Here is a 22,711-nt window from a genome sequence, read left to right as displayed (position 1 = left end):
GATCTCAACGGTTCCCATCCAGTCTTGCACCGCGCGCCGGAAGGATGGTTGGAGTGGGTCGAGGGGTCGGACGGGCTTTCACTCGATTTCGTCAATGACGGAGTAGGACAACGTCTGCGCATTACGCTGATCGGGACAGACGGAACCAGGCTGGAGCTAGCCCGCTACGCGTATGACAGCGCGGGACGCATGGTGAGTTCCGATTGCGCAGTCGGCATGTCTGTTCGGTATATGTGGCAAGAGCGGCAGAACCTGCTTACAAGCTGGCGGAATATTACCGGGGCCTCAACGACGCGATTCACCTACGACACATTGGGTCGGGTGATTCATACCGCAACCAACGGCATCTGGAACCATGACAGATTTCACTACGATGTCGGAGAGACTGTCTGCATGCCGGGCGGCATGGAGGCAGCAGCACAGCGCTTTCGCTATGACGAGAACGACAAGATCGTCGAGGAGATCGATGCTCTTGGAGGGTGTGTCGCTCACAGCTATGACCGCGCCGGTTTTCGTGTGGCGACAAGGGATCAAACCGGCCATGAAAACCGGACGCGCTATGACATTCATGGCAATGTCAAAGAGCAGGTGGATGGTGAGGGCCGCTCAACGAACTACGTCTAGGGCGACGACGGCGAATTGCTGATGGTGCTTGACGGCGCGGGCAATCGCAAGACGTATGCCCACGATGCGAATGCGAATGTCATCGCCGAAACGGATAGCGAAGGGAGTGTCACGCCTCTGACACGCGACCAGAACGGTCGCGTCACCGCAACCGAATTTGCTGATGGTACGGTCGAACATCGCAATTGGGACAGCTTTAATAGGCTAATTATTCGCCGTCACGCTACGCGCCATCGTGCGCCGGTTTGGACTGAAAGCCTTCAGTGTCGATTCCGTGGACTTCATGAGCCGCATCGTCGGTGATGGCTTCCAGCGCCAGCCAAAGACCACAATCGCCATTCCACTTCTGCAGTCGGGAGGCAAAATATTCAGTCTATGCAAACACTCGACCGGTAGCTGCGAAAAAATACAACGCGCAATGACCAGCCGGGTGAGCATCGACTGAAAAGCAGCCGATGCCCAAGACATTTTACTTAACCAATGCACTGACCGGAACTGGTTCAGAAATCGTCCAATTGCCGACGACGCCTGGCTTGCCGTTTTTCGTTTCCACGATCAGATATCGGGCCTGATTTTGGTGGTGCAGTTCTGGTGTAAAGGTGCGTGGCCCAAACAGCGTCGGTTCATTCTTCATCTTTTCCAATTCGGCAACGACTGCGTCTGCATCGGTGGTCCCTGCCCGCTCTACGGCCTTTGCCCATACATCGATCATGGAATAGCCGGGATAGACATACTGGCTGGATGGATCGGAGCCGGTCTTCTTCTTGTAGGTTGCATTGAACGTCTGGACGGCCGGGTTGGGGTCGTCACCATAGATGGAGCCCTGAACCGGTGTGAAGAAGTTGGACAGATCAGGCACCGCCGACAGCCAGTAGCTTCCGTCCACGCCGGAACCATTGAGGATCATCGTGTTGATACCGGCGGCACGGATCTGTTTGATGGCCGAAACGGCACCCGGCATCATTGTGCACAGCATGATCGCATCAGGCTCCTGCGGCAGCGCCTTGATACGGCTGATCTGCGCGGCGATCGAAGCGTCCTCGTTCTTGAACGTGTCCTTGCCCACGAGCTTCGCGCCCTTGGCCTCAAGCTTCGGCATCATCCAGTCGAAACCATCGCAAATACCCTTGTTATATTCCGTCCAGGTGTCGAGAAGGCGGTAATAGGTCTTAGCCTTCTTTTCGTTGAAGGCCCATTCCGCCATCGTGGCACCCTGCACGGCAGCCAGCACCGACGCCGAGAAACTGTGCGGGCCGACGCCCTGAATGCCTGCCTTCACGGATTCTGCGCAGAGGAAGAACGAGACCAGTCCCGCATCTTCCGCCGCCAGCGCTGCCGGGGAACCGAAGTCGTAGTCGCAGGACACCACGACGAGGTCAGCGCCCTGATCGATGACAGAGAGACCGGCTTTGGCACCTTCTGCGCGGTCGGACTTCGTATCGGCGCTGACCACCTCGATCTTCTTGCCGAGCAGGCCGCCAGCCGCATTGATCTCATCGATGCGGATCATCGCCGCATCCTGCGCCGGTTTGTCATAAGCTTCCATGAAACCGGAAGCGCCGGTGGCAAAGCCGACGACGATTTTGTCGTCGTCCGCCCAGGCAGGCAAGGTGGTTAAGGCTGTGGCCAGAACCGCAGAAAGCATTCTTGTCATGTAAGCCATTGCGTTCTCCTTTATTGCCGTGCGGTTTCCTCTCCGCCGGCTATTTGTTTTGACTGCGACGGAATAAGGTGATCTCGCAGTTGCCGATCAAACCGGCAGGCCGAAGCGCGAGGATCACAATCATGATGACACCGAGGGCGATCTCCTGAAGCCCCTTGGGAAGGGCAAGGGTGACAGCCCCGACGGGGACACCGGCCTCAAGCATGCGAAGGGCCTGAATGAGGGTAGAGAGAAGGACCACACCGATGACAGCGCCCGAAAGGCTGCTCATGCCGCCAACCACAAGCATGGAAAGCGTGATGAAGGTGAGGCCGAGATAGAAGGTATCGGGTGTGACGACGCCGATGGAATGCGCCATCATCGCACCGCCCAGCCCCATGACGACACCGGAGATGGTGAAGGCGACGAGGCGCTCCTTGGGAATATCCACGCCCGATGCCGCAGCAGCCGTCGGTTCGTCACGCGCGGCACGGAGCGCGAGGCCAGAACGGGAGATGGCATGGGCCCAGGCGATGAAAACCGCGATAACGGCGGCTATCACATAGGGCCAGATGGTTCTGACGATGGGAATGCCGACCACAGAGGACGTTGCCCCGGTGACATCTTCCCAATTGGAGTAGACCGTGTTGATCATCGCCAGCACGGCGAATGTCGCAATCGACGCGGCAATGCCGGAAAGTCGCATCAACACCTTGCCGAAGACGAGCGCGATGACACCTGCGAAGAGTGCCGCCAGCACAGCCGATTCCCAATAGGGCAACCGCGTATCCAGCAGCCATTGTGGCAGGCCCGGAAGCGCGCTTTTCTTCATGATCGGGTTGATGGTGAGCCAGGCTGCGGCATAGGCCCCGAGGCAGGTGAAACCGATATGCCCGAAGCTGAGAACGCCTGAATTGCCGATGAAGATATAGAGCCCGACGACCAGCGTGACACGCACGAAAACATCGATGACGGCCTGATTGAACGGTTTGGAGCCTGTCATCACCGTCAGCATCGCAATTGCCAGAAGCAGAAGCGACAACAGGATAGGCGTCATGATGGTGCGGCGCGCCAGTGCAAAAGGCGCTGGTTTCTTCGGTGATGCCAGTTCGACGGGAAGGTCTGGCATGGTTGCGATGGTCATGGCGTCAGACCCTTTCCTTGGTGCCGCGCGCGGCGATCAGGCCCTGCGGGCGAAACAGAAGCACGAGGATGACCGCGCCGTAGACGAAGGCATCGCGAAACGGGCGGGCATCGACCGGCAGCACGACCTGCATGACGACGGAGGCTGCCCCCAACAGAAAGCCAGCGAGGACTGCACCTGCAAGGCTACCTAGCCCACCGATGACGGTGGCAATGAAGGCCATCAGCATGATCGACGCACCCATCTGGATATCCGCCGTGCCAGTCTGGCTGCCGAAGATCAGGGCGATGGCACCGGCCAGAGCGCCTGATAATGCAAAGGCACCCATGATGACGCGGTTGGCGCGAACGCCGAGCATGCGGGCCATGGAGAAGTTTTCCGCGGCAGCCCGCATTTCCAGCCCAAAGCGGGTGCGTCGCAGGAAGAGCGACAGGCCGATGAGGATCAGCACCGTTGCGATGATGGTGATCAACTGCAGAAGCGGTAGCCGCGCGCCGAAGATTTCCACGGGCTGTGACAGCATCGGCAGAAGCGAGATGGATTTCGGACGGCTGGTAAACAGCATGAGCAGGAAGTAGCGAATGACGAAGCCGAGTGCGAAGGAGGCAATCATCATGGTCGCCGGATTGGCCCGCCGGAAGCGTCGGAACACCACGATCTCGCACAGAACCGACAAGCCTGCGCCTGTGATCAACACCAGCGGCACCAGCAGATACCAGGGCAGTTGACCGGCAAAGACGATGGCCATGGCATCGGTCGATGGCCACAACAATGCGAAGATGCAAAAGGCGATGACATCGCCATGGGCGAAATTGACTAGTCGCATGACACCGAAAATCAGGGCAATGCCGAGGGCACCGAGTGCATAGAGCGAACCGAGGGACAGCGAGTCGAAGACGATCTGTAACATCTCAATGATCCTCGTAACCGAAATAGGCGGCCTGGATGGCCTCACTGTTGCCGAGTGTCCGTGCATCGCCATCCAGCACGATTTCGCCACCGCGCATGAGGATCATCCGCCCACCCACCATGACGGCGCGGGCTGAGCTTTGCTCCACGATCAGAAGCGTCAGCCGACGTTCGGTTTGCAGCGCAATCAGGCGCTCATAGACTTGGTCGGTGATGTTGGGGGCGAGACCCAGCGAGGGCTCATCGATGGCGATGAGGCGTGGATTGGTCATCAGCGCCCGGCCGATCACCAGCATCTGCTGCTGACCACCCGACAAAAGACCCGCCTGCCCGTTGCGACGATCCTTGAGGATCGGAAACGTCGCGTAGACCGCCTCCATCTCCGCGGCGGCGCGAGCGCGCCAGCCACGATCACGGGCATGCATGCCGGTGCCGACAAGGAGGTTCTCTTCCACGGTGAGCGAGCCAAAAACCTCCCGGCCCTCGGGCACCAGGGAAAAGCCGAGGCGGGCAATATCTTCCGGTGCCTTGCCGGTGATATCGCTACCATGAAAATCGATGCGGCCGGCAGATGCCGGGGTCACACCCGCGATCGCCCGCATCAGCGAGGACTTTCCAGCGCCGTTCGGGCCTGTGATAAAGAGAATTTCGCCCTTCCCCATGGAGAACGACACACCGCGCACGGCGGTCAGTCGGCCATAGCGTATCTCGACATCGGAAACCGCAAGAATACTCATTGCAGCGCCTCCACGACGGGCAAGTCCATGTCGGCAGCCGTTCCCATATAGGCGTGGCGGACTTTCTCACTGCCGCGAATAGCGGCAGGCGTGCCTTCTTCGATAACGGCACCGGAATCGAGAACCACGATATGATCGCAGAGGCCCAGCACCAGACCGACATTGTGTTCGATGATCAGAACCCCACAACCGAGATCGCGGGCGATGCGCTTGACCAGCGCTGATAAATCTTTCGCCTCGTGACTGCTCATCCCGGCAGCGGGCTCATCGAGAAGAATGTAGGATGGGCGTCCCATCAGGGCACGACCGATGGCAACGCGACGCTCATCCGTATAGGGCAACGTTCCGGCGATGCGCGATCCCAGCGCACCGATGCCCATCCAGTCCAGCATCGCCTGCGCTTCGGCAACGGCTGCACGGCGGCTCATGCCAAGGCCGACACCTGTAACTTCGAGATTATCGATAACGGCCAGATCCCGAAACAGGCGTCCGCCCTGAAAGGTCCTGGCGATGCCACGGCGGCGTACCATGTGCGGCTTAAGCCCGCCCAGCGATGAGCCGTCGAGATTGATGGCCCCTTCTGTCGGAGCCTGAAAACCCGTGAGAACATTGACCAGCGTCGTCTTGCCGGCACCATTGGGGCCGATCAGACCGCTGATATGTCCGGGCGTGATGTCCAGCGTCACCGACGACAGTGCCTTCAGCCCGGCAAAGGCGACGGAAACATTTTCTGCACTCAGTTGACCCATTCCCCTGTTCCTTATGTTCTCAGGAAAGGGCATGCCGGAACGGGCCGTGCGACGGCCTGAAAATTCCAGCGATGTTCCCCTTTATTCGTCCGGCAATCTCTGCGGATCGCTCGGCTTGTAAATTCTCGCCGTTTGTCGGCTTCGTCTTGTCGTTGCGCGCGCCGGATTTAGTGATCTGGCGCGGCGGAGAGCCAGCATTGGCTGACCAGTTCCTCCGCTTTACATCTCCGGCTCCTCGTCCGGAGACACCCAACCGCATCAGACGGTCAGGAATTCCTCTGCCTTCGCAAGGGCGGCCTGCCGGTCAGCCCGTGCCTCCAGCGCCTCCTCAAGCGTGACCGGCACGAATTGCGCCGGGGTGTGCGGCTGCAATTGCGCGATGCGGTCCATATCTGCGGAGATAACCACACCCAGCATCATATAGCCGCCGCCCGAGACGGCATCGCGGTGAAGCACGATCGGTTCCGTACCGCTCGGGACCTGCACCGAGCCATAGGGATAGCAGGCATCGACGATGTTGGATGGGTCGGAGCCTGCACCGAAGGGCTGTCGCCGCTCCACGAACTCCAGCGGGGTGCCGCCGCGAAAACGATACCCGATGCGATCAGCCTCCGGTGCGACTTTCCAGGTGTCCTCGAAGAAGCGCTTTCCAGCCGCTTCCGTGATGCGGTGCCAGTAGATACCGGGCAACATCCGCAGTTCGGCAGGCATGGCGCTCAGACCACGCAGATGCGACGGAAGCGAAACCCCTGCCTTGCCTGAACCTTCGCCGGTAGGAAGCTCGTCACCTGCTTTTAGGACACGCCCTTCAAAACCGCCGAGTGCACCGAGCACATAGGTCGAGCGAGAGCCCAGCACCACGGGAACGTCGATGCCGCCAGAAATGGCTATATAAGCGCGGGCCCCTGCTTTAAGATAACCGAACGACAGGCGGTCACCCGCCTTGACTTCAAAGCTTTCCCATGTGGGCTGTTCGACTCCATTGACCTTGGGTGGCAGTTCGCCACCGGTGACGGCCACGATTGCGGGTTTGGTGAATTCCAGTTCCGGCCCCATGAAGGTGACCTCCAGCACAGCGGCGCCGGGATCGTTACCCACCAGAAGATTGGCGATGCGGGTGGAAAAGCGGTCCATACCGCCGCCTTCGGGAATACCGGAATGATAGTAGCCCGGGCGACCGAGATCCTGAACCGAGGTGGAAAGGCCGGGCGTGATGACTTTAACGGCCATTGAGACGCTCCATCAGTTTGGCATTGGTGCCGTAAATGTCGCTGTTGAAACTGGTGAGGCTGAAGGTGCAATCACGCACCGTCGGGTGCCATCTGTTGGCCTCGATCTCCTCGAGCGTCGCATCGTATTCATCGCGGCCAATCGACTTGAACTTGACGATATCGCCGGGTTTGAACAGGCACATCTCGTCGGTCAGGTAACGCACCTTGCGGGTCGGATCATAAATCGGCGCAGGCGTGACGCCATACATCTGGTAACCACCGGCACCGCGCACGGAATAGATCGCCGCAAAGCAACCGCCATGGCCCACCGTTAGCTTGGGTGTATCGGTGCGCGGGCGCAGATATTTCGGGGCTTCGATCTGCTTTTTGTGCTCGACCATTTGATAGAGCCACGGCAGACCGGCAACGAAACCTACCATGGACACGAACCATGGCTGTCCCGAATAGGCCGCAATGAATTCCTCAATCGTACCGTAGCCATTGATGCGCGCCGAATATTCCAGATCGGTCGAGCTTGGGTCCTGATGCCGTTCGCGAAACCGCATGCCGGTCTCGTGTGTCCACGGGTCCTGGAAATAGACCGGTAATTCGATGATGCGTGTTTTGAGCACCGCATCGGATTTGGATGCCGCGTTCTCCATGGATTTCAGTTCTTTGAGCAAATCCTGTGGTGAAATGACATCCGGGTTGAAACGAATCTGAAAGCTGGCATTGGCTGGGCATGTCTCGGTGACGCCGCGAATATCGGCCTCACGAACCGCGTTGATCATCGACAGGCCGGTGAAAAACGAGGCAAGCGACATTTCTTCGGACACTTCTCCGAAGATGTGTTCGTCGCCGCCGAAATTGAATCGTATCGACATCGCTTCTCCTTTTCAGCCGGCCAGCGCCGCTGCGTTTTCGGTAAGCCAGCCTTCCAGCCAGCGCGTGTGCACGTCTCCAGCCTGTACGGATGGATCAGCAGCAAGCGCCAGGAACAGCAGCTTGGTCGTTTTCACTCCGGTAATTTCAAGTTCGTTCAGGGCTCTTTTCAGACGTGCGATAGCCGCATCACGCGTTTCCGCATGTACGATCAGCTTGGCCAGAAGGGAGTCGTAAAAGGGCGGTATCTGGTAGCCGTTATACAGCATTGAATCGAACCGCACGCCCGGCCCGCCGGGGATGCGAAGATTATCGACCTTGCCGGGAAACGGCGCAAAATCCTTGGCCGGGTCCTCGGCATTCAGCCGTACCTCGATGGCATGTCCCTTGACCTTGATGTCTTCCTGCGAAAGCCGCAATGGCTCACCGCCCGCAATCCGCAGCATTTCTGCGACGAGGTCGATACCAGTGATCGCTTCGGTGACAGGGTGCTCGACCTGAATACGTGTGTTCATTTCGATAAAATAGAAACGGTCAGCTGCATCGTCGTAGAGATATTCGACGGTGCCTGCACCGGAGTAGGACACCGCCTTTGCCAGAGCCACGGCGGACGCACAAAGCTCTTCACGCAGAGCATCAGACAGCGCCCTGGAAGGACTTTCCTCCCACACTTTCTGGCGTCTGCGCTGAAGCGAGCATTCCCGCTCGTAGCAATGGACCGCATCACGACCGTCAGCCAGAACCTGCACTTCGATATGGCGCGCCTGACCGATGACCTTTTCCATATAGAGGCCGCCGTCGCCGAACGCGGCCAAGGCTTCGGCCTGCGCCTGTGGATAGGCCTGCTCGAATTCGGCAACCGAGTTGGCGATGCGAATGCCGCGCCCGCCGCCACCGGCTGCTGCCTTGATCATGACAGGAAAGCCGGTTTCAACGAGCACATCGCGTGCTGCCTCGATGCTCTCGACGCGACCGGCAGAACCCGGAACAACGGGAACACCCGCCGCCGCCGCCGCAACGCGCGCCGACACCTTGTCCCCCATGAGGCGGATCGCGTTGCCGGATGGACCGACAAAGACGAGACCAGCTGCCGTGACAGCATCCGAAAACGTTGCATTTTCCGCCAGAAACCCATAACCGGGATGTACGCTGTCGCAACCAGTGCTGCGGGCCGCATCGAGAATGGCGTCGATGTTGAGATAGGATTTTTTCGCAGCGGGAGGACCAATATTCACCGCTTCATCGGCAAGCTGCACATGCAAGGCTTCGGCATCGGCTGCGGAATAAACGGCAACAGTCGCAATGCCTAGGTCCTGCGCTGCACGAATAACCCGCACCGCAATTTCCCCACGATTGGCGATCAGCAGCTTTTTCAACATCAGCCGAGTTCCGCAAGCGCTGCACCGGCCATGACCGGATCTTCGTTATCAACGAGGAAGGTGACGCTGCTGCCAGCAACCTCGGAGCGGACTTCATGGAAGGATTTCATCACTTCGATGAGGCCGATCACATCACCGATGGCGACGTCCTCGCCATCTGCCTTGAGCGGCGGCTGGCCGGGTGCTGCACTACGGTAAAATGTTCCGGGTAGAGGTGAAAGAATCTGTGTCATGGCAAGGGTCTCCGGTTGCGACGATGCGAGAAGGCTGCAAGCATAAAACCGCCGTTCATGGCGATTGTCGATCTCAATGCCAGGGCGCGATGGCTTCACGCACGGCCTTGGCAATGTCGATGGCGTTCGGCGTGTCGGAGTGAACGCAGATCGTCTCACAGGCGACCGGGAAGAAGCTTCCGTCATTTGCCGTACCCTGGCTTTCCTTAAGCGCCCGTACGCAACGCTCTGCCATCAGATCAGGATCTTTGGCATCGTGTTCGCGCGTTACGATCAGGGTACCACCGGGCGCGTATTCCAGATCGGCGTAAAACTCGGGAATGAAAGCGATGCCGCGCTGCTGATAGATTTTCTCGTGCATCGTATTGGTCATGCCGAACAGAGGCACGCCGAAGATTTCAGCCGCATCGCAAATGCCGTGGGCAATTTCTTCCTGCCGTGCCGCCATGCCATAGAGGCTGCCATGCGGCTTGATGTGATGAAGCGGCATGTTCTCGGCCTTGAGGAAGCCCATCAAAGCGCCGACCTGATAGATAACGCTGTTGGCGATTTCCTCGCGGCTCATCTTCATCTCACGACGACCGAAGCCCTGGAGATCGGGAAGCGATGGGTGTGCACCGACCTTCACGCCATTTTCTTTGGCGCGCCGAACGGTAGAGCGCATATGATCAGGATCAGATGCGTGAAAACCGCAGGCGACGTTCGCAGCATCGATGAGCGGCATCATTCCCGCATCATCACCCAGTCGGTAGAGGCCAAAGCTCTCCCCCATGTCACAGTTTAGCGTGACGCTCATGATCGAAATTCCCCTTGTTATGCTGCCGTCTTTGCGGCGTTGCACAAATCTTGTCTGAGGATTTTCTTCTTGTGAAATAGTAATTTTTTTAATGTAATATTAAAAAAAGAGATAATCATTCAGAGGGTGAACTGTAATGAGCATCACATTGAAACAGCTCGATTATTTCATCGCATCGGCTGAAAGCGGCCAGGTCAGCCATGCCGCCGTCAACCTCAACATCTCCCAATCTGCAGTAACAGCAGCCATAAAAGCGCTAGAGGAAGAGCTTGGCGTCAAGCTCTTGGAGCGCACCCATGCCGGGGTGCGCCTGACCATGGAGGGGTCGCGCTTTCTGGAACATGCCCGCATCATCACCGGTGCCGTCGCTGCTGCGGTGCACAGTCCGCTACGCGGGCGCGAGGGATATTCCGGCAAATTGACGCTTGGGATGACCTATACGGTCACCGGCTATTTCATGTCCAAATATTATGCCCGGTTTCGAAAAACCTATCCGCAAATCTCCGTCGAACTGAAAGAGTTGCCTCGCACCGAACTTGAGCGGCAACTGGCCTGTGGCGACATCGACATCGCGCTGATGCTGGTATCAAATCTGGGGAATATGGAGGAGCTGGAGCAGGAGGTCCTGATGCGATCCAGCCGTCGCCTCTGGCTTTCGGCAGATCATCACCTGCTGCTGCGCAACGACATCAGTCTGGCGGATATCGCACAAGAAGACTACGTTATGCTGACGGTCGATGAAGCCAGCGAAACCGCCGCACGATACTGGGATCAAGCCGGGTTGAAACCCCGCACGGTTCTGACCACAAGCTCCGTAGAAGCGGTCCGCTCGCTCGTGGCAGCAGGTGTGGGCGTGACGATACTGTCGGACATGGTTTATCGTCCGTGGTCGCTCGAAGGGCAACGCATCGAACTCAAGCGGCTGGTGGAGCAGATTCCCAGCATGGATGTCGGCCTTGCCTGGGCAAGAGCACGTCCTATCGCCTCTGCCGCAGCAACATTTCGCGGATTTATGTCCGTTACCATGGGCGGCGGTGGTTGACCGCCAACTCGATCAGGTGCGGTTTTTGCGATAAGAGTCTTTCAGGGCGATGAGGTCGCCGGAAAAGGTGAAGACATCGCATCCGTCGACATCCACGGTCTGACCCGTTGTCGTCGTGCCGATAAAGCGCCACGTCGAAAGACCATGCTCGTCCATCACCTGATGTTTGCCGTTTGTCCAGCTTGCTTGCGGGAATGTAGAAAACAGAGCGTCTTAGGCTGCACGCACCGCATCGCGTCCCACATAGCGGCCCCCCTCAGCGTCAGGACCGGCCGAGGCGTGAAATGCACAGTCCTTGGCCATGCACGTCATCAACGCATCGACATCGCGGGCATTCCAGGCATCCAGAAATTGCTGCAGTGTCGCCAAGCGGCGGCTGCGAATATCCCATCCCGTCGAGGTCGTTGCGTTGTCTTCCATCAGACAAGACCTTCCGCTGCCATTGCTGCGAGCAGCCGCTCAAGCGTGCGGCCCATGCGCGTCATGATCTCGGTAACGTCGTCCGCCGTCACGATGAGCGGTGGGCAAAGGGCAAGCTGGTCCCCAATGGAGCGGAAAATCAGCCCTTCCTCATGGCCTATCGTCGATGCGAGAGCACCGGCTTTGCCGATTTTTTCGAAAGGTCTGCGCGTCTTCTTGTCCGCCACCAGTTCCACGGCACCGATCAGCCCGGCACCGCGCGCTTCGCCAACGAGCGGGTGATCTGCGAAGGATTGCAAGCCAGCCTGGAACTGCGCCTCCAGCCGCGCCGCATTGCCCATAAGGTCGCGCTCCTCGATGATGGCGAGATTTTCAAGCGCAACGGCTGAGGCGACCGGATGACCGGACGCGGTGAAGCCGTGACCAAAGGCACCGATTTTCTCCGAATTATCCGCGATGGCCTGATAGATGGCATCGGAAAACATGACAGCCGCAAACGGCATGTAAGACGAGGTGATCTGCTTGGATAATGTCATGATATCAGGCGTGAAGCCGTATTTCTGGCATCCGAATGGTGTCCCCAAACGACCGAAGCCGCAGATGACTTCATCCGACACGATCAGAATATCATTGGCGCGGCATATCCGCTCGACACCCTCCCAATAGCCCGCCGGTGGAGGCAGCACACCGCCTGCTGACATCAGTGGCTCGCCTATGAAGGCGGCAATCGTATCAGCGCCTTCCGTCGCGATGACCGTTTCCAACTCGGCTAACAGCCGGGCCGTGAAAGCCGCCTCGTCCTCACCCTCCGCACCGAAACGGTAGAAATGCGGGCATGTCAGGTGGTGAACGGGAATGGCGGGAAGATCGAAATCACGGTGGTTGATCGGCAGGCCGGTGAGACTGCCCGACGCGATGGTAATGCCGTGATATCCCTTGATGCGCGACAGGAATTTCTTCTTCCTGGGCCGCCCCATGGCATTGTTCATATACCAGACCATCTTGACGATGGTATCGTTGGCTTCGGAGCCCGACGAGGTGAAGAATGCCCGCGTGATATTCTCGGGCGTCATCTCCACCAGCTTCTCAGCCAGACGAATGGATGGCTCATGGGATTTGGACGAGAAGGTGTGATAGTAGGGCAGCTTCAGCATCTGCTTATAAGCTGCTTCGGCCAACCGGGTTTCCGAAAAGCCGACAGCAACGGACCAAAGCCCGGCAAGACCTTCGATATATTCCTTGCCACGGTCGTCATAGACCCGAATTCCGTCCCCACGCTCCATCACCAACGGACCCGTGCGTTCGTGCTGACGCAGATTGGTGTTCGGATGCATCACAGAAGCGATGTCGGCGGCGGCGAGCGAATTGGAAATAACGGTCATGTGACACTCATTTGCTGGAGCTGATGGTGCTGGGCTAAATTGTCGTCATGCTTTCGCAAGCGTCTCAGACAAGCGTATTTGCAGCCCAACACTGCGCTATGTGTGAATGAAGGGTTGGTGGTTCGAGATCATGAAGCAGGCGTAAGACACGCGGCGGCGTTAGCGGCAGGCGCGATACGGGCTTACCGATGGCGCGCGACACCGCACAGGCGATGGCGGAGCCAACAGCAAGAATGGGAACTTCGCCCGCCCCTTTGGTCCCGAGCGGCCCGATGGACGGCGCGCCCTCATAAAGATCGGCGTCGACGGGAACGACATCCTGCGCCAGAGGGACACGGTAGGTTTCAAAGCCATCCTGCGCGATACGGCCATCCTCGGTGATCGTGACCTCTTCATGCAAGGCGTAACCGAGGCCCTGTACCACGCCACCTTGAATTTGCCCCATGATGGCACGTCGATTGAGCGCCCGTCCTACGTCCTGCACAACGCGATATGCCAGCACTTCGACATGCCCCGTCTCAGGGTCGACTGCGACCTCCGCTTCGTGCACGACGAACACCGGAATATCGAGCGCGTCGATAAAATGCCCCATGGCGCAACCGGCCATCGCAGGGGTATTTTTCGCGGTGAAGCTGCCAGTGCCGGTAATCGGACCCGTTGTTGCCTGCGCATGCGCGACAACCGCCGGGATCGTGATGCCAGAGCTCGGTCGATCAACGATTTCCACTCGGCCTTCACGCAACACCAGATGATCAGCAGCCGTTTGCAGCAATTCACCTGCGGCATGCAACAGCTTATCTTTAACCTCGGCAGCCGCAGCAACGCTGGCCGCACCGATGGAAACCGTCGTTCTGCCTCCGCCCACGCCGACATCTAGGCCCGCTGCGTCCGTATCCGCTTCCTTGACCACCACCTGATCTGGACGCAGACCCAGCTGCCCCGCAACGATTTGCGGCAGCGACTGCATCATCGTGCCGGAACCGATTTCGACACCTGATGTCACCAGCGTAACGCTGCCATCCGCATTCATGTTGATGGTGGCGGCGGAAGGCCCGACGAAGATGAACCACGTCCCAACCGTGGTGGCACGACCGTAAAGGCGACCATCGGCCTTGCACTCCAGCGTCCCAGTTTTTTCGGTCAGCGCTTCCATTCGTTCCAGCATGGGCCGCAGCACATCGCCTTCAAAAACCTGGCCTGTCGGCCCCAGATCACCGTTACCCAGAACATTGCGCTTGCGAAACGCCATCGGGTCCATGCCCATAGCAGCACAAATCTCGTCCGTGTGCCGCTCCAGTGCAAAGCCGTTATAGACCCCGTTGCAAGCGCGAAACGCACCGTTTGGCGGTGTGTTGGTATAGATGGCGCGGCTGACGAGCCGTGCGGCACCGAGCCTGTAGCTGCCACCCAATGTGTGGGATGTCATGGTGGTCAGAAAGACCTGCTCACCACCATAGGCACCGCAATCCATCAAGACGACCGCCTCACGCCCAACAATCTCGCCATCCGCCGTGACAGCCGAACGAATGGTGATATCGGCATTTTCCCGGCAAAGGCAGGTCGCCATTTCCTCTTGCCTGGTGTTTTCGAGGATTACGCTGCGCCCGGTCATGCGGGCCAGGAGTGCGGTTATCGGTTCTATCGACGCATCGAATTTGAGGCCGAAGGCGCCACCGACCGGCGGCACAGTGACGCGAACATGGCCGGGCGGCAATTGCATGACACGCCCGGTAACATTACGCACCGTCCACGGCACCTGCGTGGAGGTCTGGATATGCGCACGACCATCCTCCCAACTGCCGATTGCCACACGCGGCTCGAACGGCACATGGCTTTGCCTGCCAACCGTGAAGCTGCTTTCAACTATGGTAACGTCAGCACGCGCAAAGGCAGCGTCCACGTTACCGCGCATGGATTTGGCTTCCCAGGCGATATTACCGGAGCGTGCGCCGCCTTCGGTCAGGACCTCATAGTCCCGCCAGTTTTCATGCACGAGGCGCGCATCCGGCGATAGCGCGTCCGCCATGGTCCGCACCGGATCGAGTGGTTCTACCTCGAGGATGATCGCCTGCATCGCCGCACGTGCCTCTTCCTCTGTCTCCGCAGCAATGGCGGCTATCGGCTCTCCATGGTAGCGGATCATATCGATGGCAAATAGCGGATGGTCGGCGATGCCTATACCGTAATGGCCGGGCGCATCCGCCGCCGTGGCGATGGCCAAAACACCCGGGCACTGCAAAGCAGGCGTTACATCAAGCCGGATAATGCGACCGCACGAGACGGAGGAGCGCAAAAGGACGGCATGAAGCGTATCGGGCCGCGCACGGTCATTGGTGTATCGGGTGCGGCCACGCAGCTTGTCGCGAGCATCACGGCGGGGCAGATCCATGACGGTCGTCGAAACATCAGTCATAACGACCGGCTCCTTCCATAACGCCCATGACCGCATCGATAATCCGCTCATAGCCCGTACACCGACAGATATTACCCACCATCGCCGCCTTCACCTCCGTGCGGTTCGCATCTGGCTTCTCACGCAGGAAGTGGGACAGGCTCATGACCATGCCAGGAAAACACATGCCGCACTGCACGGCATCGGCAGCTTCAAACGCTGCCTGAAGCGGATGAAGTGGTCCGTCACCTGTCGACATCGCCTCAATGGAGGTGACCGTTGCGCCTTCCAGCAGACCAACGGGCTGAAGGCATGACATCACAGCCTCCCCATCGACATGGACCGTGCAAGCACCGCAAAATCCCTCCCGACAGACGGCCTTGGTGCCGGTCAGAAACCGATCGCTTCGCAGCAAATCGACCAATGGCGTCATCGGATCACCATTGAAACGGAAGGACGACCCGTTGATACACAGTGTGACCGTCATCGGGCAGCATCCTTTTCCAAGAGCGCTTTGACAGTTCGGCGAACAAGTGCTGGCAGGACCTCACGGCGATACCAGCCATCCGCTTCGATACCGTCTCGACCGTCAAAATCATTGCAGTCGCGGGCAATAGACGCTGCGATGTCCGCACTGGCTGGGCGCCCGCCCGTCTCCCGGGAAAAGGCCTCCTCAAGCCGCGTCCAACGCCGCGGCACCGTTTCAACCGAACCGACGGCGATGTTTATGCGCCCCTCGGCAGACAGTGCGCCCGAAACGATGGCGACCGGATAATCCCCCGCGCGCCGCAGAGGCAGACGCACATGGGCGCTGGCAACAGCATCTCTAGGGACGATGACACGGGTCAGGATCGCGTCAGCCAGCAGCAAAGGCCTGTTGGCGAGAAATGTCGCTGTTGGCAGCCGAACGGGGGCATGATCTGCACGCAGTTCCACGATGGCATCAACGGCAAGAAGGGCAGGCAGAAGATCGGCAGCGGCAAAATCGATGGAACACAGGTTACCACCCACCGTCGCTGCCCGACGAATAGCGGGGTTGGCAGAGCCGGAGGCAGCAGCGGCAACGGCTTCAAGACCGGGGACACCGGCAAGTGCCCGATCGAGAGCATCATGCGTGACGGCTGCACCGATGGTGACCTGATGCGCTTCTATGTCGATGGTCTTCAAACCGGGAAGCGCGTGCAGCGATATCAGCGCTTGCGGCAGTGCAATTCCCCGTCGCGGGTTGCGCATGAGCCATGTGCCGCCTGCCAAAACGACAGCACCCCAACGTTGCGCGGCAAGTGCTTCCTCGAACGTACCGGCAACGGTCAAGACCCGGCCCAGAATATCGGACATTACTCGTTCCCTTCAGATGCCGTCTGTTGCGGCTTTCCGGCATAGTGTCTGAGCCGCGACCCCTTGTGAAATAGGAGTTTCTTGAAAGTGATATCGATAAAACCGATAGGACAAAGCCTCGGTTGATCGCCGGGTATCGCATGGACTGCGGCACCCGGCGATAATGTCTAAGACCAATGGGCGACGCTGCGTTTTTCAAAACTCTCGCGGAATTGCGCCGTTGTTTTTTCAAGTACGTCGCCGCTCTCCCAGTCGAGAATGACCGCGAAACGGCGAACGGCGTCCAGCGAGTTGATCTCTCCCGCCTTGTAGCGCGCCGAAACCGCATGCGGGTCCATCCGCGCCCATTCCTTGCGTTTTGCGCGGATTTCCGAACGGGCAGCTTCGGTGCCCGGAACGTCGATCTCATATTGGCAAAGATCACGATCTATGGTTTTCACGACGACCCCGTAGTCGCTCTTTGCGCGTTCGATGGAGACATATTCATCGATCACGTCTTCCATGACGTGGGCAGGATCACGATCCAGAGGATCACCAAAGCCGCCGCCGCCTGCGGTGGGCCTGGCAAATTCATCACCCGTATAGACGGGATAATCTGAAAAGACGGAGCCGAGCCATTTGTGGGCCTCGTCACCGGCGCGGCGTATGGTCAGCCCGTGCGGCATGGAGGGAAGACCTCCCTCGACACCCCAGACAACCGCACGCTCACGGTCGCAGATGTAAGACATCACTGCCCCTTCCGCTTCCAGCAATAGCGAGGTTTTCTGGACGCCGACACCACCGCGCCATTTGCCCGGACCTGCGGAATCCTGCTTGATCTGGAACTCGCTAGTACGGGTGGGATTGACACGCTCGTTGCCCTCATTGGGTTGCGACATCAGGCCAGTTCCGAAACAGGCGGTGGTGACATCGGCCCCATCTTTGCCGTTGCGACCGCCCCAACCACCGGGCAACCACTCATAGAACATGAAGATCGGCTTTTCCGGCTTGCGCGCATCCCGGCCACCGGCCAGCAGATATTCGAGGTTGAAAGCACAGGCGATGGCGCGGTCCGGCATGATCTGCGACCACATCTCGAAGATGGCATTCATGATTTTTTCAAACGGCATCAGAAAGCCGGTAACGGCGACAGGCCATTCGGCGCTGACGACACTGTTTTTCGGCGCCGTTACCTGGATCATCCGGTAAAAACCGCTGTTGAGCGGAAGATCGGGAAAGAAGGTCTTCATGCCTGCAACCACCGCCGAGAAGGTCGCGCCGGGTGCGGAATTATACATGGAGGCGATGGTCGAATGACTTCCGGTAAAGTCATAATGCACCGTATCGCCCTTGATCGTCATCTTGATGCGGATCGGGATCATGCCTTCGCCGCCACCCAGATCACGGTCGATATAATCGACGGTTTCCCATGTCCCATCTGGAAGTTCGGCAAGCCGCTTGCGCACGGCCCGCTCGACGTAATCCTGAACTTCCTCCATGCCGCGCGTCACTTTGTTGCGGCCATATTTCTTGACGAGCCGCAGAAGCTCACGCTCGGCTGCCTGCGTCGCCTGCGCCTGCGAATGGATATCTCCGATGATGGAGGCGGGATCACGCGTGTTGGCGGCAATCATATTGGCGACATCGGAACAAAAGCGCCCCTGACGGAAAAGCCGGATCGGCGTTATGCGCAGCCCTTCGCGGAACATGTCACGCGCCGTCACATCAAAGGAGCCAGGAACCGAGCCGCCCAGATCCGACCAGTGGCCATTCGATTGGGAAAACCCGATCAGCGTATCTTCATCAAAGATCGGACGCACGAGGCGCACATCGCTGAAGTGCGTACCGCCGGCATAAGGGTCGTTGATCGCATAGACATCACCGGGCGACATGTCGCCTTCGAAGACGCGAATCACCTCTTTGCAGGTGTTATGCAACGTCCCGACGTGAACGGCGATGTCGTAATTGCCCTGCGCCACGGAATTTCCATCCGCATCATGCAGCGCGTTGGAAAAATCGCGATTATAGATGACGAAGGAATAGCAGGTGCGCAGCATCTGTTCCGCCATCTGATCCACCGTGGTGATGAACGAATTTTTGAGTACCTCGAATGTAACAGGATCGAGACCGTTTTCCGTTTCCGCAAACTTGTTCATGTCTCAGCCTTGCGTCGCGATCAGGATGTTCAAAAATGCGTCTACACTCGCGCTCATGCCCGGCGGCACGACGGTGGTGGAATCGAACTGTTCGACGATTGCAGGACCGGCAAACCTTGCTCCCGCTTCAAGAGCCTCACGCTGATAGATTGCAGCGTCGTGGGAAATGCCGTCGAACCAGACTGCACGGCGCGCGATTGGTTCCGCGCTATGCTCCCTCACCTCATATTTGGGCAGATCGGCCTTCGGGACGATGCCGACAGCCTTTATCGCAATACGGAATATGGAGACCGGGGCTTCATCGCGGCGATAGTTGAATTCCCGCTCATGCTCACCGTGGAAGGCTTCGATCAAGGAGCCGATGCTCCCGATTTTCGCTGGCGCATTCACGGCGAGAGAACGCCATTGGCCCTGATACATCATTTCGACCGTGCGCTGCAGAGCCATGTCTGCGGGGGCAATGCCTTCATTCGACAGCCGGTCGGTGGCCTGTACCTCCATACGTTGAAACGCGGATTCCATTTCTTCAGGCGATACGGCGGATGCATCTGCCATAAAGCTTTCGGAGAAATCATGCTGCACATCGACCAGCAGGCAGCCCAGCGCGGATGTTACGCCGGGGTTGGGTGGCACGATGACGGTTGGGATGGCGAGTTCCCTGGCGACAGCCGCACCGTGCAACGCCCCTGCTCCACCGAAAGCCACCAGAGCGAAATCGCGCGGATCGTAACCACGGCTGACGGACAGAAGACGCACGGCATTGGCCATATTGGCATTGGCAACGGCAATGATGGCTTCGGCAGCGCGGTGCAGTCCCATTCCGAAAGGCGTGGCAACGGTGTCTTGAACGGCCTTAGTGGCAAGGCCGGGATCGAGCGTGATCTTGCCGCCCGCAAGGCTTGTGCCCAGGCGCCCGAGAACCACATTCGCATCCGTATTGGTCGCAACCGGATTGCCATTGCTATAGCAGGCTGGCCCCGGATGGGCGCCTGCCGACTGCGGACCGTTGCGAAGCGATCCGCCTTCGTCCTGCCAGGCGAGAGAGCCACCCCCTGCGCCGATCGTCAGCACCTCTATGGAGGGGAATCGGATCGGATACCCATATTCGATATACCAATCCTTGGTGATGCGTGACTGGCCGTTCCAAGCCAGCGAAACGTCAGTGCTGGTGCCACCCATATCGAAGCCAATCGAATTGGGAAAACCGCAAAGATTGCCGATGAACCGGCTGGCAATGGCACCCGCTGCAATGCCCGATCCGGCAAGGCGCGCGGAAAAGTCCCTGACACTAGCGGGTGTCATCACGCCGCCGCCGGAATGAAGCAACAGGAGATCGCGACGATAGCCGCCTGCGGCGAGCTTATCGCTGAGGCGCGACACATAATCCACCACCACAGGGGCACAGACGGCGTTCGCCATCGTGGTGGAAAACCGTTCATGCTCGAAAATTTCGGGCATCACCTCGGAGGAGATAGAAACCGGAATATCCGGCATCACCTCTTTCAAGATATCACGCATGCGCCGTTCATTGGCGCCACTGACATAGGAATTCATGAAGCAGACAGCGACCGACTTGACCTCGCGCTTTTTGAGAACCTCAGCGACACGGCGTGCGTCATCCTCATTCAACGCCTCGAGAACAGAACCCTCGGCATCCACCCGCTCACGAACCGTCAGACGGTCACGTCGCGGAATATAGGGTTTGGCGACATCCTTGTAGGTATCCCAAAGATCTTCCTTGTTGGCTCGACGGATTTCGACCACATCGCGAAACCCTTCGGTGCAAACCATTGCCGTGCGGGGCAAACGGCGGGTGATCAGGGCGTTCGTCGCAACCGTGGTGCCATGAGAAAACATCGTGACATCAGACAGATCGACGCGAGCTTGTTCTACTCCGTTCAGGATTGCGCGCATGGGATCGTCAGGGGTCGAGCCGGTTTTCTCGATACGGATGGCTCCCGTTTCCTCGTCCATGATACAGATGTCCGTAAAGGTTCCGCCCACATCCACGGCAACTCTCGTCTTGGTCATGCTCTGTCCTCTACTGGCTGGTCGGCTGGGACAATGTCTCGCCTTCGCCCGCCCCGGATGGGGCAGCGTGTCTGATGTCTCGAAATGAAGAATTCCCGGGTAAAGCGCCCGGAAGGCATTGCTATCCCGCACCGCCCTCAATCACTTGGGCAGAGCCGACATGGTTTAAGATCGAAGCGCGTCAGTGACGCTGGTGAGTTTCTGGTGACAAACGCGCCCGAAGCACGGCTTCCCGGCGTGTGTCGCTTGGCGAACAACCAAATCTGGTTCTGTAGTGCCGACAAAACTGCGACTGGTCCGTGAAGCCCCAACGATAGGCGATTTCCGCAATGGTCTTCGTGTTTGTCAGCGACATGAGGTCTTCAGCACAGTGATCAAGGCGGCTATCGCGTATGAAGCCATTGATAGACTTGCTACTTTCCTGGAACAGTCCCTGAAGGTAGCGAAGCGAAATTCCACCCGCCTCTGCCACAGCCTGCGGGCCAAGCGAAGGGCTCTTGATGTTGTCACGAATATACTGTTCGGCCCGGTGAAGATGTCCGGCGCGAATGGAGGAGATGCTGCTATCGAGAACGCGGTCGTCGCTGACAATCGATAAACACAGCATTTCCAGAATATGCCGACCGGTCATCTCGCGCGCCGCATCGCTGATATCATCGACATGGCCGATGGTCGTGCGGACGGTGTCGAGAAACAGCGCAGCGACACCGCTCGTGCCGTCGAAGCTCAAAGCGCTGAACCTGTCCGTCGAGCCTATGCGTGACCGGACACTCGCAGACGGAACTTTCAGGACCCATAGGGCATTTGGGCGACCATGCCAGAATTCATAGGGAGCATCCCCACGCTCTAAAAGGAAACCGCCAGGATTGCATTTGACACTGCGTGATCCCTGCGAAAAATTGACTTCGCTCATCTCAGGGATGGAAACCAGCAGACTAGCATCACGCTCGTTCAGAAAGTGACGGCGATGCCTTCTGTAGCTCACGCCATCGCACTGCATCCGTGAGACGCCGACAATTCCTACCGACCATGTCTCCAGTTGCCCGGTGAATTCACGCCGGTTGCGATACTCGGTATCGAGCGGAAAATAGGTTTCCGTAACTGCGGCCTGCCAGGCATCGCCTCCAGCAAGACCGCCGACATTATCGACGACGTATCTCATTCTTCGATATTCCCCTGTGGCCCGACTTAGCCGGTTCCTCGTTATTGACCCCAAGATACATCAATTCCGAAGAGCGTATTGGTAAAAAACGCATAAATTTATGAACCAAGCCGCACTTCGATCCGAAACGACCGGAACTTCTTAAGGCGTATGGTGTGTTGGGAAGTCAGTCTGGCAAAGCATACTCAGGCGTTGATCACGAGATCGCTCAAATGGTATCGCCTGCCAGGTCAAACACCTTCCCGGCTCCAATTCGGAAGTTCCGGTCAGGTGATGCACGCGCCAGACCACAAATAACTGCACAGATTTCACATCGGCCACCGCTGGTATCGCTGCCAATCTGACGACTATGGTCAATGAGATTTGTGATAAGATTTTAGCCGAAGCAAAGTATTCTTGGCACCCTGAGAGATTGAGCTCTGCGGTTCGGTGATCGAAATACGGTTGCTCGCTTGCGAAAAAGACATTGTCGACAGAAGGATGCGCGCCCCCGGCACGTAGTC

The 22,711-nt window shown here is 58.4% G+C and carries 20 protein-coding genes and 1 pseudogene; 2 read left to right on the top strand and 19 right to left on the bottom strand.

What is annotated here, in order from left to right:
- Nucleotides 1-48: 48 nt before the first annotated feature.
- On the top strand, nucleotides 49-624 hold the full coding sequence (locus tag CPJ18_RS06470; RefSeq protein WP_146258652.1) for a hypothetical protein: 576 nt from the start codon (nucleotides 49-51) through the stop codon (nucleotides 622-624).
- On the opposite strand, the gene CPJ18_RS27115 is transcribed toward CPJ18_RS06470, so the two are convergent.
- The 11 genes from CPJ18_RS27115 to CPJ18_RS06415 form a co-directional block, all read right to left on the bottom strand.
- Nucleotides 607-804, bottom strand: coding sequence for a hypothetical protein (locus CPJ18_RS27115; protein ID WP_245445349.1), 198 nt, complete (start codon nucleotides 802-804; stop codon nucleotides 607-609). The genes CPJ18_RS06470 and CPJ18_RS27115 overlap by 18 nt on opposite strands.
- A 289-nt stretch (nucleotides 805-1,093) precedes the next feature.
- Nucleotides 1,094-2,287 carry an ABC transporter substrate-binding protein gene (locus CPJ18_RS06460; RefSeq protein WP_103657452.1) on the bottom strand — a complete coding sequence of 398 codons (1,194 nt, stop codon included), beginning with the start codon at nucleotides 2,285-2,287 and terminating at the stop codon, nucleotides 1,094-1,096.
- A gap of 40 nt (nucleotides 2,288-2,327) precedes the next feature.
- Nucleotides 2,328-3,410, bottom strand: coding sequence for a branched-chain amino acid ABC transporter permease (locus tag CPJ18_RS06455; RefSeq protein ID WP_103657451.1), 1,083 nt, complete (start codon nucleotides 3,408-3,410; stop codon nucleotides 2,328-2,330).
- Between the two features lie 4 nt (nucleotides 3,411-3,414).
- Complete coding sequence (locus tag CPJ18_RS06450) at nucleotides 3,415-4,320, bottom strand: branched-chain amino acid ABC transporter permease (RefSeq protein WP_103657450.1); 906 nt, start codon at nucleotides 4,318-4,320, stop codon at nucleotides 3,415-3,417.
- Between the two features lies 1 nt (nucleotide 4,321).
- Nucleotides 4,322-5,056: an ABC transporter ATP-binding protein gene (locus tag CPJ18_RS06445; protein WP_103657449.1), complete on the bottom strand. Its 735-nt coding sequence runs from the start codon at nucleotides 5,054-5,056 to the stop codon at nucleotides 4,322-4,324.
- On the bottom strand, nucleotides 5,053-5,805 hold the full coding sequence (locus CPJ18_RS06440) for an ABC transporter ATP-binding protein (protein WP_103657448.1): 753 nt from the start codon (nucleotides 5,803-5,805) through the stop codon (nucleotides 5,053-5,055). The genes CPJ18_RS06445 and CPJ18_RS06440 overlap by 4 nt, the downstream gene beginning before the upstream one ends.
- A 258-nt stretch (nucleotides 5,806-6,063) precedes the next feature.
- Nucleotides 6,064-7,035: a 5-oxoprolinase subunit C family protein gene (locus CPJ18_RS06435; RefSeq protein ID WP_103657447.1), complete on the bottom strand. Its 972-nt coding sequence runs from the start codon at nucleotides 7,033-7,035 to the stop codon at nucleotides 6,064-6,066.
- The gene (locus tag CPJ18_RS06430; RefSeq protein WP_103657446.1) at nucleotides 7,025-7,900 is read right to left on the bottom strand and encodes a 5-oxoprolinase subunit B family protein; all 876 of its coding nucleotides are present in this window, start codon (nucleotides 7,898-7,900) and stop codon (nucleotides 7,025-7,027) included. The genes CPJ18_RS06435 and CPJ18_RS06430 overlap by 11 nt, the downstream gene beginning before the upstream one ends.
- Before the next feature lie 12 nt (nucleotides 7,901-7,912).
- A complete protein-coding gene (locus CPJ18_RS06425; protein WP_103657445.1) occupies nucleotides 7,913-9,277 on the bottom strand; it encodes an acetyl-CoA carboxylase biotin carboxylase subunit in 1,365 nt (454 codons plus the stop codon).
- Nucleotides 9,277-9,510, bottom strand: coding sequence for an acetyl-CoA carboxylase (locus CPJ18_RS06420; RefSeq protein ID WP_103657561.1), 234 nt, complete (start codon nucleotides 9,508-9,510; stop codon nucleotides 9,277-9,279). The genes CPJ18_RS06425 and CPJ18_RS06420 overlap by 1 nt, the downstream gene beginning before the upstream one ends.
- Nucleotides 9,511-9,583: 73 nt before the next feature.
- The gene (locus tag CPJ18_RS06415) at nucleotides 9,584-10,306 is read right to left on the bottom strand and encodes a LamB/YcsF family protein (protein ID WP_103587467.1); all 723 of its coding nucleotides are present in this window, start codon (nucleotides 10,304-10,306) and stop codon (nucleotides 9,584-9,586) included.
- A 136-nt stretch (nucleotides 10,307-10,442) separates the two neighbouring features.
- Between CPJ18_RS06415 and CPJ18_RS06410 the strand changes: the two genes are divergently transcribed.
- Complete coding sequence (locus CPJ18_RS06410) at nucleotides 10,443-11,348, top strand: LysR family transcriptional regulator (RefSeq protein WP_103587465.1); 906 nt, start codon at nucleotides 10,443-10,445, stop codon at nucleotides 11,346-11,348.
- 12 nt (nucleotides 11,349-11,360) lie between these two features.
- On the opposite strand, the pseudogene CPJ18_RS27520 reads toward CPJ18_RS06410, so the two are convergent.
- The 8 genes and pseudogenes from CPJ18_RS27520 to CPJ18_RS06370 form a co-directional block, all read right to left on the bottom strand.
- A pseudogene (locus CPJ18_RS27520) lies at nucleotides 11,361-11,768 on the bottom strand (nuclear transport factor 2 family protein).
- The gene (locus tag CPJ18_RS06400; protein WP_103657444.1) at nucleotides 11,768-13,150 is read right to left on the bottom strand and encodes an aspartate aminotransferase family protein; all 1,383 of its coding nucleotides are present in this window, start codon (nucleotides 13,148-13,150) and stop codon (nucleotides 11,768-11,770) included. The pseudogene CPJ18_RS27520 and the gene CPJ18_RS06400 overlap by 1 nt, the downstream one beginning before the upstream one ends.
- A 64-nt stretch (nucleotides 13,151-13,214) precedes the next feature.
- Nucleotides 13,215-15,563 carry a xanthine dehydrogenase family protein molybdopterin-binding subunit gene (locus CPJ18_RS06395; RefSeq protein ID WP_103657443.1) on the bottom strand — a complete coding sequence of 783 codons (2,349 nt, stop codon included), beginning with the start codon at nucleotides 15,561-15,563 and terminating at the stop codon, nucleotides 13,215-13,217.
- Entirely contained in the window at nucleotides 15,556-16,029 is a 474-nt protein-coding gene (locus CPJ18_RS06390) for a (2Fe-2S)-binding protein (protein WP_103657442.1), read from the bottom strand. Before CPJ18_RS06390 ends, CPJ18_RS06395 begins: the two co-directional genes overlap by 8 nt.
- Nucleotides 16,026-16,880 carry an FAD binding domain-containing protein gene (locus CPJ18_RS06385; RefSeq protein ID WP_103657441.1) on the bottom strand — a complete coding sequence of 285 codons (855 nt, stop codon included), beginning with the start codon at nucleotides 16,878-16,880 and terminating at the stop codon, nucleotides 16,026-16,028. The genes CPJ18_RS06390 and CPJ18_RS06385 overlap by 4 nt, the downstream gene beginning before the upstream one ends.
- A gap of 167 nt (nucleotides 16,881-17,047) precedes the next feature.
- Nucleotides 17,048-19,015, bottom strand: a complete 1,968-nt coding sequence (locus CPJ18_RS06380) for a hydantoinase B/oxoprolinase family protein (protein WP_103587454.1) — start codon at nucleotides 19,013-19,015, stop codon at nucleotides 17,048-17,050.
- A gap of 3 nt (nucleotides 19,016-19,018) precedes the next feature.
- Complete coding sequence (locus CPJ18_RS06375) at nucleotides 19,019-21,046, bottom strand: hydantoinase/oxoprolinase family protein (protein ID WP_103657440.1); 2,028 nt, start codon at nucleotides 21,044-21,046, stop codon at nucleotides 19,019-19,021.
- A gap of 181 nt (nucleotides 21,047-21,227) precedes the next feature.
- A complete protein-coding gene (locus tag CPJ18_RS06370; protein ID WP_103657439.1) occupies nucleotides 21,228-22,208 on the bottom strand; it encodes an AraC-like ligand-binding domain-containing protein in 981 nt (326 codons plus the stop codon).
- Between the last annotated feature and the right edge of the window lie 503 nt (nucleotides 22,209-22,711).

The sequence above is a fragment of the Agrobacterium rosae genome, from assembly GCF_002915175.1.
GTDB lineage: Bacteria > Pseudomonadota > Alphaproteobacteria > Rhizobiales > Rhizobiaceae > Agrobacterium > Agrobacterium rosae.
The sequence above is the reverse complement of the archived record's forward strand: the minus strand, read 5'-3'. Positions and strand labels throughout refer to the sequence as shown.